The organism is Mycobacterium sp., from assembly GCF_044342925.1.
Classification (GTDB): domain Bacteria; phylum Actinomycetota; class Actinomycetes; order Mycobacteriales; family Mycobacteriaceae; genus Mycobacterium.
Genome location: NZ_JBIIOV010000079.1, coordinates 1 through 14,170, shown reverse-complemented (window position 1 = coordinate 14,170; position 14,170 = coordinate 1). Strand labels below are relative to the sequence as shown.

The 14,170-nt window shown below is 67.4% G+C and carries 13 protein-coding genes and 2 pseudogenes; 11 read left to right on the top strand and 4 right to left on the bottom strand.

Translation table 11 applies throughout. The features are described from left to right. The 6 genes and pseudogenes from ADBZ6I_RS10045 to ADBZ6I_RS10020 form a co-directional block, all read left to right on the top strand. On the top strand, positions 1-1,092 hold a 1,092-nt coding region (locus ADBZ6I_RS10045), incomplete at its 5' end, for an MFS transporter (protein WP_526383350.1). Continuing rightward, entirely contained in the window at positions 1,092-1,838 is a 747-nt protein-coding gene (gene cobF / locus ADBZ6I_RS10040) for a precorrin-6A synthase (deacetylating) (RefSeq protein WP_526383348.1), read from the top strand. The genes ADBZ6I_RS10045 and cobF, both read left to right, overlap by 1 nt. A 13-nt stretch (positions 1,839-1,851) precedes the next feature. Then, positions 1,852-2,250: a phage holin family protein gene (locus ADBZ6I_RS10035; RefSeq protein ID WP_526383346.1), complete on the top strand. Its 399-nt coding sequence runs from the start codon at positions 1,852-1,854 to the stop codon at positions 2,248-2,250. A 13-nt stretch (positions 2,251-2,263) separates the two neighbouring features. Then, positions 2,264-2,560: pseudogene (locus tag ADBZ6I_RS10030) on the top strand (DNA-formamidopyrimidine glycosylase family protein); the annotation flags it as partial. A 99-nt stretch (positions 2,561-2,659) separates the two neighbouring features. Beyond that, positions 2,660-3,118: a zinc finger domain-containing protein gene (locus tag ADBZ6I_RS10025; RefSeq protein ID WP_526383352.1), complete on the top strand. Its 459-nt coding sequence runs from the start codon at positions 2,660-2,662 to the stop codon at positions 3,116-3,118. Continuing rightward, positions 3,115-3,882 carry an SDR family oxidoreductase gene (locus ADBZ6I_RS10020; RefSeq protein ID WP_526383344.1) on the top strand — a complete coding sequence of 256 codons (768 nt, stop codon included), beginning with the start codon at positions 3,115-3,117 and terminating at the stop codon, positions 3,880-3,882. The genes ADBZ6I_RS10025 and ADBZ6I_RS10020 overlap by 4 nt, the downstream gene beginning before the upstream one ends. 26 nt (positions 3,883-3,908) lie before the next feature. Here ADBZ6I_RS10020 and pgi read toward each other — a convergent pair whose 3' ends face one another. Beyond that, on the bottom strand, positions 3,909-5,567 hold the full coding sequence (gene pgi, locus ADBZ6I_RS10015; protein WP_526383342.1) for a glucose-6-phosphate isomerase: 1,659 nt from the start codon (positions 5,565-5,567) through the stop codon (positions 3,909-3,911). 50 nt (positions 5,568-5,617) lie between these two features. On the opposite strand from pgi, the gene ADBZ6I_RS10010 reads away from it, so the two are divergent. After that, complete coding sequence (locus tag ADBZ6I_RS10010; protein ID WP_526383340.1) at positions 5,618-7,099, top strand: NAD-dependent succinate-semialdehyde dehydrogenase; 1,482 nt, start codon at positions 5,618-5,620, stop codon at positions 7,097-7,099. 107 nt (positions 7,100-7,206) lie between these two features. Here the strand turns inward: ADBZ6I_RS10010 and ADBZ6I_RS10005 are convergent, their stop codons facing one another. Next, positions 7,207-7,500 carry a chorismate mutase gene (locus ADBZ6I_RS10005; RefSeq protein ID WP_526383338.1) on the bottom strand — a complete coding sequence of 98 codons (294 nt, stop codon included), beginning with the start codon at positions 7,498-7,500 and terminating at the stop codon, positions 7,207-7,209. Between the two features lie 224 nt (positions 7,501-7,724). Between ADBZ6I_RS10005 and ADBZ6I_RS10000 the strand changes: the two genes are divergently transcribed. Then, positions 7,725-10,124 (top strand): UvrD-helicase domain-containing protein, encoded by a 2,400-nt coding sequence (locus ADBZ6I_RS10000; protein ID WP_526383336.1) that lies wholly within the window; start codon positions 7,725-7,727, stop codon positions 10,122-10,124. Positions 10,125-10,126: 2 nt separating this feature from the next. On the opposite strand, the gene ADBZ6I_RS09995 is transcribed toward ADBZ6I_RS10000, so the two are convergent. Together ADBZ6I_RS09995 and ADBZ6I_RS09990 are read right to left on the bottom strand one after the other, a co-directional pair. Continuing rightward, positions 10,127-10,522 (bottom strand): cupin domain-containing protein, encoded by a 396-nt coding sequence (locus ADBZ6I_RS09995; protein WP_526383334.1) that lies wholly within the window; start codon positions 10,520-10,522, stop codon positions 10,127-10,129. Positions 10,523-10,576: 54 nt separating this feature from the next. Beyond that, positions 10,577-11,449, bottom strand: coding sequence for a M23 family metallopeptidase (locus tag ADBZ6I_RS09990; RefSeq protein ID WP_526383332.1), 873 nt, complete (start codon positions 11,447-11,449; stop codon positions 10,577-10,579). Between the two features lie 305 nt (positions 11,450-11,754). Here ADBZ6I_RS09990 and sucC point away from each other — a divergent pair, with 305 nt between their 5' ends. The 3 genes and pseudogenes from sucC to ADBZ6I_RS09975 form a co-directional block, all read left to right on the top strand. Continuing rightward, positions 11,755-12,933, top strand: a complete 1,179-nt coding sequence (gene sucC / locus ADBZ6I_RS09985; protein ID WP_526383330.1) for an ADP-forming succinate--CoA ligase subunit beta — start codon at positions 11,755-11,757, stop codon at positions 12,931-12,933. A gap of 3 nt (positions 12,934-12,936) precedes the next feature. Then, a complete protein-coding gene (gene sucD, locus ADBZ6I_RS09980) occupies positions 12,937-13,839 on the top strand; it encodes a succinate--CoA ligase subunit alpha (protein WP_526383328.1) in 903 nt (300 codons plus the stop codon). Between the two features lie 18 nt (positions 13,840-13,857). Then, a pseudogene (locus tag ADBZ6I_RS09975) lies at positions 13,858-14,170 on the top strand (acetyl-CoA acetyltransferase); the annotation flags it as partial.

The following is a 14,170-nucleotide window of genomic DNA, read 5'->3' as shown; positions in this document are numbered from 1 at the left end:
CTGCTGCCCATCTACCTGACCACGGTGCTTGGTGCCCCGCCTTCGGTGGTCGGCGCCGTCGAAGGCGCGGCCGAGGGCGCGGCCTCGCTGACCAAGATCGGTGTCGGCCCGCTCGGCGACCGGTTCGCCAAACGCCCGCTGATCGCCACCGGATACGGCATGGCCGCGCTGGGCAAGGTGATCGTCGCGATCGCTGTGGCATGGCCGGGTGTCCTGGCGGGGCGGGTGGTGGACCGGCTCGGCAAGGGCATCCGCGGCGTCCCGCGCGACGCGCTGCTGGTCGAAGGGCTCGAACCCGCCGACCGCGGAAAGGTTTTCGGCTTCCACCGGACCATGGACACCTTCGGCGCGGTCGTCGGGCCGCTCATCGGCCTGCTGGGCTACGAGCTGCTCGACCACCAGATCAAACCGCTGCTGCTGGTCGCCATCGTGCCGGCGGTGCTGTCGGTGCTACTGCTTGTCCTAGTGCGCGAACGTCCGCGTACCGGCCCGCGGCCGGCCCGCCAGCCGATTCTGGCAGGTATGCGCGATCTGCCGAGGCGGTTCTGGCGGGTGGCCGCCGTGGTGGTCGGCTTCGGCCTGGTGAACTTCCCCGACGCGCTGTTGTTGTTGCGGCTCAACGAGATCGGCTTCAGCGTGGCGATGGTGATCCTGGCCTACGTCACCTACAACCTGGTGTACGCCCTAGGCAGCTTTCCGGCCGGGCTGCTCTCCGACCGGATGCCCCGCTCGGCGGTATTCGGCCTGGGCCTGGTGTTCTTCGCCATCGGCTACATCGGGCTGGGACTCACCACCGACTCGGTGACCGCCTGGGTGCTGATCGGGGTCTACGGGCTGTTCACCGCCTGCACGGACGGAGTCGGCAAGGCGTGGGTGTCCGCACTGGCCGGGCCGGGGCAGCAAGCCACCGCCCAGGGAGTGTTCCAGGGCGGCAGCGGGTTCGCCGTACTGATCGCCGGAGTCTGGGCCGGCCTGCTCTGGGGCGCGGACGGCCGATTGCCGCTGCTGATCTCCGGTGCGGTCGGGGCCTGCTTCGCGGTTGCCCTGCTGGGCCGGTGGGCGCTGCGGCCACGGCAACGGAGCGCGGTCTAGTGCGCACGATTCATGTCATCGGCATCGGCGCCGGCGACCCGGATTACGTCACCGCGCAAGCGATCCGAGCACTCAACGACACCCAGGTGTTCTTCGCCATGGATAAGGGCGAAGCCAAGAGCGATCTCGTCGCGCTGCGCAAGGAGATCTGCCGGCGTTTCATCACCGCGCCGGGCTATCGCTTCGTCGAGCTGCCCGACCCGATCCGCGACTCGCGCGCCGACTACGCCGGTGCCGTGGCGGACTGGCACACCGCCCGGGCGCGGCTGTGGGCCGAAGCGATCGAGTCCGAACTCGCCCCGGACGGCGTCGGCGCATTCCTGGCGTGGGGGGATCCGTCGCTCTACGACAGCACCCTGCGGATCCTCGACGAGGTGGCACGGCACGTCGCGCTGAGCTACGACGTGATTCCCGGGATCACCGCCGTCCAGGCGCTCACCGCGCGACACCGCATCCCGCTCAACGACGTCGGCGAGCCGGTGCTGATCACCACCGGACGGCGGCTGCGCGAGGCGCTGAGACACGGTGGCCTGGCCGGCTCGGCGGTGGTGATGCTCGATGGCGACTGCGCGTTCCTGGGCTGCGCTCCGCAGACCCGGATCTGGTGGGGCGCCTACCTGGGAACCTCGGACGAGATCCTGGTGGCGGGCACGGTGGGCGAGGTCGGTGAGCACATCGCGGGGGTGCGCGCCGACGCTCGGGCCCGGCACGGCTGGATCATGGACACCTACCTATTGCGCGCGTGACATGATCGAGCCCATGGGCTCTTTTCTGGTTCGCGCCGGATTCACCGGCCTGGCGCTGTGGCTGGTGACGCTGGTCGTCCCGGGCATCAGCTTCGTCGGCGGCGAGACGACGATGCAGAAGGTCGGCATCATCTTCGTCGTCGCCGTCATCTTCGGCCTGGTGAACGCGTTCATCAAGCCGATCGTCCAACTGCTGTCGATTCCGCTGTACATCCTCACGCTCGGGCTCTTCCACGTGGTGATCAACGCCCTGATGCTGTGGATCACCTCCTGGATCACCGACCACACCACCCACTGGGGCTTGCACATCGACCGGTTCTGGTGGACCGCGATCTGGGGCGCCATCCTGCTGTCGATCGTCGGCTGGTTGCTGTCGGGGCCGTTCCGCAGCGCCGAGCGTGCGTTGGGCTGAACGGCCCGGTCGCATGCCCGAACTCCCGGAGGTCGAGGCACTGGCGGATCACCTGCGCCGGCACGCGGTCGGCGCGACGGTCAAACGGGTGGACCTGGCGTCGCTGTCGGCGCTGAAGACCTTCGACCCGCCCATTGCGGCGCTGCATGGCCGCACCGTCACCGCCGCCCACCGCTGGGGCAAGTACCTGGGGCTGCAGGCCGGGGACTTGCACCTCATCACCCACCTGTCCAGGGCCGGCTGGTTGCGTTGGTCGGACGCGCCGAACCCGGCGCCGATCAAGCCGGGTAAGGGACCGATCGCGCTGCGGGTCCATCTGGAATCCGGCGCAGGCTTCGACCTCACCGAAGCCGGCACCCAGAAGCGTCTCGCCGTCTGGCTGGTCACCGATCCGGCGGCCGTTCCGGGGATCGCCGGGCTGGGCCCGGATGCGCTGAGCGTCACGGTCGATGAGTTCGCCGAACTGCTGGGGCATAACAGCGGGCGGATCAAGACCGTGCTGACCGACCAGTCGGTGATCGCCGGCATCGGCAACGCCTACAGCGACGAGATCCTGCACGCCGCCAAGCTCTCGCCGTTCGCGACGGCGGCCAAACTCACCCGCGCGCAGACCGACGCGCTGCACGCCGCCATGGCGGCGATCCTCGGTGACGCCGTCGCACGTTCGGTCGGCCAGCAGGCGGCGACGTTGAAGGGCGAGAAGCGATCCGGGATGGGAGTGCACGCCCGCACCGGTCTGCCGTGCCCGGAGTGCGGCGACACCGTGCGGGAGGTGTCGTTCGCGGACAAGTCCTTTCAGTACTGTCCGGGGTGTCAGACCGGCGGCAAGGTGCTCGCCGACCGACGGATGTCGAGGTTGCTCAAATGACCAGACGGCCCCAGAGAATCAGACACAGCATCCTCATCACTGGTGCAAGTTCCGGCTTAGGTGCCGGAATGGCGTGGGCGTTCGCGGCCAAGGGTCGGGACCTGGCGCTGTGCGCGCGTCGCACCGACCGCCTCGAGCAACTCAAATCCGATCTGCTGCAGCATTATCCAGACATCACCGTCGCGTTCGCCGAACTGGACGTCAACGACCACGAACGGGTGCCCGAGGTCTTCGCCGCACTGGCCGCCGAGATCGGCGGGCTGGACCGGGTGATCGTCAATGCCGGCATCGGCAAGGGCGCACCGCTGGGCAGCGGGAAGGTGTGGGCCAACAAGGCAACCATCGAAACCAACCTGGTATCCGCGCTGGTGCAGATCGAGGCGGCCCTGGAGATCTTCAAGAAGCAGGGCTACGGGCACCTGGTGCTGATCTCCAGCGTGCTGGGCAACAAGGGCGTCGGCGGGGTGAAAGCGGCCTATGCCGCCAGCAAGGCCGGGCTGTCGTCGCTGGGGGAGTCGCTGCGGGCCGAATACGCCTCGGGCCCAATCCGAGTCACGGTGATCGAGCCCGGCTACATCGAGTCGGAGATGACTGCCAAGACCGCCAAGACCATGCTGATGTTGGACAACGAGACCGGTGTGGCCAAGATGGTCGACGCCATCGAACGCGAATGCGGCCGGGCCATCGTTCCGGGCTGGCCGTGGGCGCCGCTGGTGGCCATGCTGAAGGTGCTGCCGCCGCGGTTCACCACGCCCTTCGCCTAGGTGGTTCCCGCGACGCGGCGCGAAAGCTAGGCCGTCCGGCCTCTCTCGGTCCGGTAGCGGCGCACCAGCGCATCGGTGGAGCTGTCGGACTGCGCAGGCGGCGAGGCGTCCTCGGTGATCACCGGCAGCAGCGCCTTCGCTTGCGTCTTGCCCAGCTCCACACCCCACTGATCGAAGGAGTCGATGCCCCAGATGACACCCTCGGTGAAGACCTGGTGCTCGTAAAGGGCGATCAACTGCCCCAGCACCGACGGCGTCAGCCGGGTCGCCAGGATCGAGGTGGTCGGCTTGTTGCCCGGCATCACCTTGTGCGGGGCCAACTCCGGCAGTGTTCCCTCGGCGGTGATCTCCTCGACGGTCTTGCCGAACGCCAGCACCTGAGTCTGGGCGAAGTAGTTGCTCATCAGCAGGTCGTGCATGCTGCCCGTGCCGTCGGCGGTGGGCAGGTCGTCGGTCGGCTGGGAGAGGCCGATGAAGTCCGCCGGCACCATCCGGGTGCCCTGGTGCAGCAGTTGGTAGAACGCGTGCTGGCCGTTGGTTCCCGGTTCGCCCCAGAAGATTTCGCCGGTGGCGGTGGTCACCGGGCTGCCGTCGGCGCGCACCGACTTGCCGTTGGACTCCATGGTCAGCTGCTGCAGGTAGGCGGCGAACCGGGCCAGGTCATTCGAATAGGGCAGCACCGCACGGGTTTCGGCGCCGAAGAAGTTGGAGTACCACAGTCCGATCAGACCGAGCAGCGCCGGCGCGTTGGACTCCAGCGGCGCGGTGGCGAAGTGCTGGTCGACGATGTGCATGCCGGACAGGAAGTCGGCGAACGCTTCGCGGCCGATCACCGCCATCAGCGCCAGCCCGATCGCCGAGTCCACCGAGTACCGGCCGCCGACCCAGTCCCAGAAGCCGAACATGTTGGCGCTGTCGATGCCGAATTCCTCGACCAGCTTCTTGTTGGTCGACACCGCCACGAAGTGCTTGGCCACCGCTTCGTCGCCGAGCGCGTCGGTGAGCCAACGGCGGGCGGCGGTGGCGTTGGTCAGCGTCTCCAGGGTGGTGAAGGTCTTCGATGCGACGATGAAAAGCGTTGTGGCCGAATCGATTCCGTCCAGCTTTGCCACCAGGTCGGCCGGATCCACATTGGACACGAAACGAGCCGTGATTCCGGCGTCGGCGTAGTGCCGCAACGCCTGGTACGCCATCGCCGGTCCGAGATCGGAGCCGCCGATGCCGATATTGACGACGGTCTGGATCCGCTTGCCGGTGGCTCCGGTCCACTGGCCGTCGCGCAGTCGGTCGGTGAATTCGCCCATCGCGTCGAGGACGGCGTGCACGTCGGCGACTACGTTCTGGCCGTCGACTTCGCACGCGGCATCTCGCGGCAGCCGAAGCGCGGTGTGCAACACCGACCTGCCCTCGGAGGTGTTGATCCGCTCGCCGGCGAGCATGGCGTCGCGGCGCTGCTCCAGGTCGGCGGCGCGGGCAAGGTCGGTCAGCAGCGTCAGCGTCTGCCGGGTCACCCGGTGCTTGCTGTAGTCGATATAGAGGTCACCGACGTTCAGCGTCAGTTCGCGGCCGCGGTCCGGGTCGTCGGCGAAGAACTGTCGCAGGTGCGTGTCGGCGATCTGCTGATGATGCTCAATAAGCGCTGACCAAGCAGCGGTGGCGGTGATATCCGCGGTCTCGGCGCTCATTCTCCAGACCCTATGCGCACGAACGCGCAACGGTGTACATGATTGGAGCTATGTCTATCTCTGGGTCTATCCCTGGTGCGTCCCCCGACGTTGCGCGCGTGCTGGCTTCGGTTCCGACCGGACTGTGGATCGGCGGTGAGGAGCGGGCAGCGTCGTCGACCTTCGACGTGCTCAACCCGGCCACCGACGAGGTGCTGACCTCGGTGGCCAACGCCGGCGCCGCCGATGCCATCGCTGCCTTGGACGCCGCATGCGCGGTGCAGCAGGAATGGGCGGCCACGCCGGCCCGGGAGCGCGGCGAGATCCTGCGGTCGGTCTTCGAGACCATCATCGCGCGCGCCGACGACATCGCCGTGCTGATGACGCTGGAGATGGGCAAGGTCGTCGCCGAAAGCCTCGGCGAGGTCAAATACGGCGCCGAGTTCTTCCGCTGGTTCGCCGAGGAAGCCGTCCGCATCGGCGGGCGGTTCACCCCGAGCCCGGCCGGCACCGGGCGGATCGTCGTCACCAAGCAAGCGGTCGGACCCTGCTACGCCATCACCCCGTGGAACTTCCCGCTGGCCATGGGAACTCGCAAGATCGGTCCGGCGCTGGCCGCCGGCTGCACGATGATCGTCAAGCCCGCGCAGGAGACGCCGCTCACCATGCTGCTGCTGGCCAAGCTGATCGATGACGCCGGGCTGCCCAAGGGCGTGCTGTCGGTGCTGCCGAGCAATCAGCCTCGGGAGGTCACCACCGCACTCATCGACGACGGCCGGTTGCGCAAGCTGACCTTCACCGGATCGACAGGGGTGGGCAAGGCCCTGGTGAAGCAGTCCGCCGATGCGCTGTTGCGCACCTCGATGGAGCTCGGCGGCAACGCGCCGTTCGTGGTGTTCGACGACGCCGACGTCGACGCCGCTGTGGACGGCGCGATGCTCGCGAAGATGCGCAACGGCGGCGAGGCGTGCACCGCGGCGAATCGGCTGTACGTCGCCAGCTCGCTGCTGGAGGAATTCACCGAGAAGTTCGTCAGGAAGATGGGCGAACTGACCATCGGCAACGGCCTGGATCCCTCGGCCAAGCTGGGTCCGCTGGTGAATCCCAAGCAGGTGCAGACCGTGCAGGAGTTGGTCGACGACGCGGTGGCCAAGGGCGCGACGCTCGCGCTCGGCGGACAGGCGCCCGGCGGGCCGGGCAACTTCTATCCGGCCACCGTGCTCACCGACGTTCCGCCGAACGCCCGCATCCTCAAGGAAGAGGTGTTTGGACCCGTCGCGCCGATCGTCGGATTCGACACCGAGGAGCAGGGCATCGCGGCGGCCAACGACACCGAATACGGGCTGGCGGCCTACATCTTCACCCAGTCGCTGGATCGCGCGTTGCGGGTGGCGGAGTCGGTCAACGCCGGCATGGTCGGGGTGAATCGAGGTGTGATCTCCGACCCGGCCGCCCCGTTCGGCGGGGTCAAGGAATCCGGTTTCGGCCGCGAGGGCGGGATCGAGGGCATCGATGAGTACCTCGACGTGAAGTACATCGCCCTGACGAAGTAGGTCTGGTCCGCCGACATTGCACTCAGGCAGGCGACAGCCGCGGCGCGTCTGCCTGAGCGCAATCTCGGCGCCTAGTGCCCGAAACGGCTGTGCCCGATGCCCGGCGCCTAGTGCCCGAGCCGGCCGCGGCCCATGCGCAACAGCAGCACCGCCAGGTCCTTGCCGTCCGGGCCGAGTTCGCTGTAGCGCTCGATAACCTTCATCTCGCGGCTGTGCACCAACCTGGTGCCGCCGGAGGCCATCCGCGCCTTGCCGATCTCCTGGGAGACCTCGGTGCGGCGCTTGACCGCGGCCAGTATCTCGGCGTCGAGGCGGTCGATTTCGCCGCGCAGGGCGTCGATGTCGGCGATCTGTTCGGTGGTCATGTCGTCGCTCTCCTCGGGTGGGGGTTGTGGTGTCATTCCGCTGATCCCGATCTGGAGGGGTTCTCATATATATATAGAGAGGAGCCCCGGATCGCCGATGCGGACCGCGGGGCTCTGGGAATTTCAGCAGCTAGGCCTCCACGGGCACCGGGGACCGGTACCCGTAAAAAAATCGCCTCAGCTGCACAGACAAGAGTGTGCCATCCGGTGGCGCGCCGACGCAAAGAGCTGTCCCCGCGCAGCGGTAAGTTGGTCTGGTCATGAGTCTGCAGGTCACCGATTACAGTGCCGGTTTCAGCGCGGGTCCCGGGGACCCCTTGGGCCTGGAAGCACTGCTCGACGGGCTCAACCCCCAGCAGCGTCAGGCGGTGCTGCACGAGGGAGCCCCGCTGCTGATCGTGGCCGGGGCCGGATCGGGTAAGACGGCCGTCCTCACCCGCCGGATCGCCTACCTGCTGGCCGCCCGCGACGTCGGCCCGGGCCAGATCCTGGCCATCACCTTCACCAACAAGGCCGCCGCCGAGATGCGAGAGCGGGTGGCAGATCTAGTGGGCCGGCGTGCGGTGAACATGTGGGTGTCGACGTTCCACTCCACCTGCGTGCGGATCCTGCGCAACCAGGCCTCGCTGCTGCCCGGGCGCAACTCCAACTTCTCGATCTACGACGCCGACGACTCCCGCCGGCTGCTGTTGATGATCGGCCGCGACATGGGCATCGACGTCAAGCGCTACTCGCCGCGGCTGCTGGGTACCTCGATCTCCAACCTGAAGAACGAACTGATCGGCCCTGAACAGGCCGCCGCGGCCCTGGATGACAGCTCCGACGAACTGACCCGCATCACCGCCGAGGTCTACGCCGAATATCAGCGCCGGCTGGGTGCGGCCAACGCCTTCGACTTCGACGACCTCATCGGCGAGACGGTGGCGGTGCTGCAGCGCCACCCGCAGATCGCCCAGTACTACCGGCGCCGGTTCCGACACATCCTGGTCGACGAGTATCAGGACACCAACCACGCCCAGTACGTCCTGGTGCGGGAATTGGTCGGGGTAGCCGCGCTGGACACCGACAGCGTGCCGCCGGCGGAGCTGTGCGTGGTGGGCGACGCCGACCAGTCGATCTACGCCTTCCGTGGCGCGACCATCCGCAACATCGAGGACTTCGAGCGGGACTTCGCAGACGCCACCACGATCCTGCTCGAGCAGAACTACCGCTCCACTCAGACCATCCTGTCGGCGGCCAACTCGGTGATCGCCCGCAACACCGGCCGCCGGGAGAAGCGGCTGTGGACCGACGCCGGCGACGGCGAGCTGATCGTCGGCTACGTCGCCGACAACGAGCACGACGAAGCCCGCTTCGTCGCCGGTGAGATCGACACCCTCGCCGAAAAGGCGCACGGGGCTCCTGCCAAGTACTCCTACAACGACGTCGCGGTGTTCTACCGGACCAACAACTCCTCGCGGGCGCTGGAGGAGGTTTTCATCCGCGCCGGCATTCCCTACAAGGTGGTCGGCGGCGTCCGATTCTACGAGCGCAAAGAGATCCGCGACATCGTCGCCTACCTGCGGGTGCTGGACAACCCGGGCGACGCGGTGAGCCTGCGGCGCATCCTCAACACGCCCCGCCGGGGGATCGGCGACCGCGCCGAGGCGTGCGTGGCCGTGTACGCCGAGAACACCGGCTGCACTTTCGCCGACGCGCTCATCGCCGCCGCCGAAGGTCGGGTGCCGATGCTGAACACCCGCGCGGAGAAGGCGATCGCCGGGTTCGTCGAACTGCTCGACGAACTGCGCGGCCGGCTCGACCCGAGTGGTGAAGTCGAGCTCGGCGACCTTGTCGAGGCCGTGCTGGACCGTACCGGCTACCGCCGGGAACTGGAGTCGTCCAACGATCCGCAGGATCTCGCCCGGCTGGACAACCTCAACGAATTGGTCAGCGTCGCCCACGAATTCAGCATCGACCGCGCCAACGCCGCGGCGCTGGCCGCAGAAGAAGAAGCGGACGGCGATCTCGACGAGGATCTGCCCCAGGCGGGGATACTGGCCGAATTCCTGGAGCGGGTATCCCTGGTCGCCGACTCCGACGACATCCCCGAGAACGATTCCGGCGTGGTCACCCTGATGACGTTGCACACCGCCAAGGGCCTGGAGTTCCCGGTCGTGTTCGTCACCGGCTGGGAGGACGGCATGTTTCCCCACATGCGGGCGCTGGGCGATCCCACCGAGCTGTCCGAGGAGCGTCGGCTGGCCTACGTCGGGATCACCCGCGCCCGGCAGCGGCTGTATCTGAGCCGGGCCAAGATCCGCTCGTCGTGGGGTCAGCCGATGCTCAATCCGGAGTCGCGCTTCCTGCGCGAGATTCCCGAGGAGCTCATCGACTGGCGCCGCACCGATCCGGGGCCGGGGATGGGGCTCAGCGCGCCGGTCGCGGGGAGGTTCGGGTCATTCCAGCAGACCGCGCGGCCCGCCCCGATGCGCTCCGGCGCGGGCAAGAAGCCGCTGATCGTGCTGGCCCCCGGCGACCGCGTCAACCACGACAAGTACGGGCTGGGGCGGGTCGAAGAGGTTTCCGGAGTGGGCGAGGCCGCGATGTCACTGATCGACTTCGGCAGCGCCGGTCGGGTGAAGTTGATGCACAATCACGCGCCGCTGCAGAAGCTGTAGACCTATTCGGTGGTCTTGCCGTCGAAATGCTCGTGCGCGGCCAACGCATCCGCACGCGTGACATGGACCGTCCCGTCGATGTGCTCGGGCGGGCTATAGATGGTGTAGAGCCGCAACGTTTCCCTGCCGCTGTTCACGACATTGTGTCGGGCGCCCTGTGGAACGACGATCCCGTCGTCGGCCTTCACCGGGTTACGCGTGCCGTCGATCCAGACTTCGCCTTCGCCGGTTTCGATGCGGAAGAACTGGTCGACGTCGTCGTGGACCTCCTCGCCGATCTCGTCACCAGGCTGAAGTGCCATCAGGACGAGTTGGAGGTTGTGCCCGGTGTAGAGAACGCGGCGGAAGTCGTTGTTCTCCTCGGTGAGTTTCTCGACGTTGCCGACGAAACCCTTCATGTCCAGCCCCTTCAGTCGTGTGCCGGGCCAGCCGGAGAAATCGGTTCTGCGGAACTAGCCCGTGTAGGGGCCGACGCTGATGCCGCGCGCAGCCAGCCACGGCACCGGGTCGGTGGGGTTCACGCCGCCGAGCAGCACCGTGAAGTGCAGGTGCGGACCGGTGGAGTTGCCGCGGTTGCCGATGGTGGCGATCTGGTCGCCGGCGAACACCCGCTGGCCGATCGAGACGCTCCAGTCGTTGATGTGGCCGTAGCGGGTCACAGTGCCGTCGGCGTGGCGAAGTTTGACCCAGGCGCCGTATCCGGAGTTGGTGTAACCCGCGTCGATAACGACGCCGTCGGAAGCGGCGTAGATGGGGGTACCGATCGGGCCGGCCAGGTCGACGCCGTCGTGCAGGGCGCCCCACCGCATGCCCCAGCCGGAGGTGAAGATGCCGTGGGTCGGCAGGGCGAACAGCGGACGCTGCAGCCGGGCCTCCCGCTCAGCGCGCTCGGCGGCATAGGCCGCGCCGCGGGCCTGCTCCTCGGCGTGCACGAACACGTTGGCGATCGGCTTCACCGACACCAGCTCAGCGCCGCGGGTCAGGTGGTCCGTCGAGTCCAGCGGGGTCTTCTCCGACGCCAGGACGGTGCGGGTGGTGCTCTCGTCCTCCGGCGTGACCATGGTGTACGCCGCAGCTGCGGCAGCACCGGCGGCCATCGCGGCAATCAGCGCACGGCCCTTGGCCGCGCTGGTGGGCTGACGGCGGTGCGCGGGTGTGCGCGGAAGAAGGTCGGTGTCCTCGGTGCTGTTGAACATCGGCCGCTCGGCGCGGCTGCTGAGAGCGGCGAATTTGGCCGGGACCTCGAGCAATGGGGTCAAGTCCTCGACATCGGACATGTCCGTGAGCTCCAGCGACGAGGGGGTTGCGGGGGTGGTATCAGCCACCCGCGCATGCGTCGCAGAGGTGGGTGCCGTCCTTAGCTGCGTCAAAACCAGTCCTCAAAGTCCGTGACCAAAGCGTTATCTAGACCGGAGAGACGGTAACCAAAATGACGGCCGGGTCGCAACCCATGCAGGGATATCGCCGGGGGATGTGACATCCGTCACGTCGACCCGGTGTCGGTCATTTGGTTGTCCAGGGCGGAGCGATAGGGCCCTTCGCCTGTGGTTACAGTTCCCACAGAGCGACTGCGACAAACAAAAACACCGCGTCGAACTACAGACCTAGTAGAGAGCCCAGCAGGAAGCCCATGGATCTTTTCGAGTACCAGGCGAAGGAACTGTTCGCCAAGCACAACGTGCCCAGCACTCCGGGGCGGGTCACCACCTCCGCTGATGACGCCAAGGCGATCGCCGAGGAGATCGGCCGGCCGGTGATGGTGAAGGCTCAGGTCAAGACCGGAGGACGCGGGAAGGCGGGCGGGGTGAAGTACGCCGCGACCCCCGAAGACGCCTATACCTATGCCTCGAACATCTTGGGCCTGGACATCAAAGGCCACGTCGTGAAGAAGCTGCTGGTTGCCGAGGCCAGCGACATCGCCGAGGAGTACTACATCTCCTTCCTGCTCGACCGTGCGAACCGCACCTATCTGGCCATGTGCTCGGTGGAGGGCGGTATGGAGATCGAGGAGGTGGCCGCAACCAAGCCGGAGCGCCTGGCCAAGGTTCCCGTCGACGCCACGAAGGGAGTCGACGTGGCGTTCGCGCGCAAGATCGCCGAGCAGGGCCATCTGCCCGCCGAGGTGCTCGACGCCGCCGCGGTGACGATCGCCAAGCTGTGGGAGGTCTTCGTCGGCGAGGACGCCACCCTGGTCGAGGTGAACCCGCTGGTGCGCACCCCCGACGACCAGATCCTGGCACTGGACGGCAAGGTCACCCTGGACAGCAACGCCGACTTCCGTCACCCCGATCACGCTCAGTTCGAGGATTCCGACGCCACCGATCCGCTGGAACTCAAGGCCAAGCAGCACGATCTGAACTACGTCAAGCTCGACGGCGAGGTCGGCGTCATCGGAAACGGTGCCGGCCTGGTCATGTCCACGCTGGACGTGGTGGCCTATGCCGGTGAGAACCACGGCGGCGTCAAGCCTGCCAACTTCCTCGATATCGGCGGCGGCGCCTCAGCCGAGGTGATGGCTGCCGGCCTCGACGTGATCCTCGGCGACAAGCAGGTCAAGAGCGTCTTCGTCAACGTCTTCGGCGGTATCACCGCCTGCGATGCGGTGGCCAACGGAATCGTCAAGGCGCTGCAGATGCTCGGTGGCGACGCCAATAAGCCACTGGTGGTCCGACTGGACGGTAATGCCGTCGAGGAGGGCCGGCGCATTCTCGCGCAGGCCAACCACCCGCTCGTCACGCTCGCCGAGACCATGGACTCCGGCGCCGACAAAGCCGCTGAGCTGGCCGCCGCGGCCGGAAAGGACGCCTGAACCATGTCGATCTTCCTCAATAAGGACTCCAAAGTCATCGTTCAGGGCATCACCGGCGGTGAGGGCACCAAGCACACCGCGCTGATGCTCAAGGCCGGTACCCAGGTGGTCGGCGGCGTCAACGCCCGCAAGGCCGGAACGACGGTGTCGCACAAGGACGCTGTGGGCAATGACGTCGAGCTGCCGGTGTTCGGTTCGGTCGCCGAGGCCATGGCCAAGACCGGCGCCGATGTGTCGATCGCCTTCGTCCCGCCGCAGTTCGCCAAGGACGCCATCATCGAGGCCATCGATGCCGAGATCCCGCTGCTGGTGGTCATCACCGAGGGAATCCCGGTGCAGGACACCGCCTATGCGTGGGCCTACAACGTCGACCACGGCAAGAAGACTCGCATCATCGGCCCGAACTGCCCGGGCATCATCACCCCCGAGGAGGCGCTGGTCGGCATCACTCCGGCCACCATTACCGGCAAGGGGCCAATCGGCCTGGTGTCGAAGTCCGGCACTCTGACCTACCAGATGATGTATGAATTGCGGGATTTCGGCTTCTCCACCGCCATCGGCATCGGTGGCGACCCGGTGATCGGCACCACCCACATCGACGCCATCGCAGCCTTCGAGAAGGACCCGGAGACCAAGCTCATCGTGATGATCGGCGAGATCGGCGGCGACGCCGAGGAGCGCGCGGCCGACTACATCAAGGCCAACGTCACCAAGCCGGTCGTCGGCTACGTCGCGGGCTTCACCGCGCCGGAGGGCAAGACCATGGGTCACGCCGGCGCCATCGTGTCCGGATCGTCGGGTACCGCGGCGGCCAAGAAGGAAGCCCTGGAGGCGGCCGGCGTCAAGGTCGGCAAGACCCCGTCGGCCACCGCGGAACTGGCCCGGGAAATCCTGAGAAGCCTGTGATTCCTTGGTGAAGCCCTGGTGAGTTCACGGACGCCGGTCCTCGTCGGCGTCGGCCAGTTCACCGAGCGGATCGACGACCCGGGGTACCGCGGGATGTCGTCGGTGGAACTCGCCACGGCCGCCGCCCGCGCGGCACTCGCGGATACCGGGGCGCCCACCGCGGTGGCCGGGGCGGTCGACACCGTCCTGGGATTGCGGCAGTTCGAGATCTCCGGCACGGGTATGGCCCCACTGGGCTGCTCCACCAACTACCCGAGGTCGGTGGCGCAGCGGGTGGGAGCCTTGCCCGCCCGGGCGGTGCTGGAACCTATTGGGGGACAGGGCCCCCAGC

Coding starts and splice junctions, on each gene's coding strand:
- sucD (WP_526383328.1), top strand. CDS start 12,937: ATGTCGATCTTCCTCAATAAGGACTCCAAAGTCATCGTTCAGGGCATC.
- ADBZ6I_RS10000 (WP_526383336.1), top strand. CDS start 7,725: ATGAGTCTGCAGGTCACCGATTACAGTGCCGGTTTCAGCGCGGGTCCC.
- sucC (WP_526383330.1), top strand. CDS start 11,755: ATGGATCTTTTCGAGTACCAGGCGAAGGAACTGTTCGCCAAGCACAAC.
- ADBZ6I_RS09995 (WP_526383334.1), bottom strand. CDS start 10,522: ATGAAGGGTTTCGTCGGCAACGTCGAGAAACTCACCGAGGAGAACAAC.
- ADBZ6I_RS10005 (WP_526383338.1), bottom strand. CDS start 7,500: ATGACACCACAACCCCCACCCGAGGAGAGCGACGACATGACCACCGAA.
- ADBZ6I_RS10035 (WP_526383346.1), top strand. CDS start 1,852: ATGGGCTCTTTTCTGGTTCGCGCCGGATTCACCGGCCTGGCGCTGTGG.
- ADBZ6I_RS10010 (WP_526383340.1), top strand. CDS start 5,618: ATGTCTATCTCTGGGTCTATCCCTGGTGCGTCCCCCGACGTTGCGCGC.
- ADBZ6I_RS10020 (WP_526383344.1), top strand. CDS start 3,115: ATGACCAGACGGCCCCAGAGAATCAGACACAGCATCCTCATCACTGGT.
- pgi (WP_526383342.1), bottom strand. CDS start 5,567: ATGAGCGCCGAGACCGCGGATATCACCGCCACCGCTGCTTGGTCAGCG.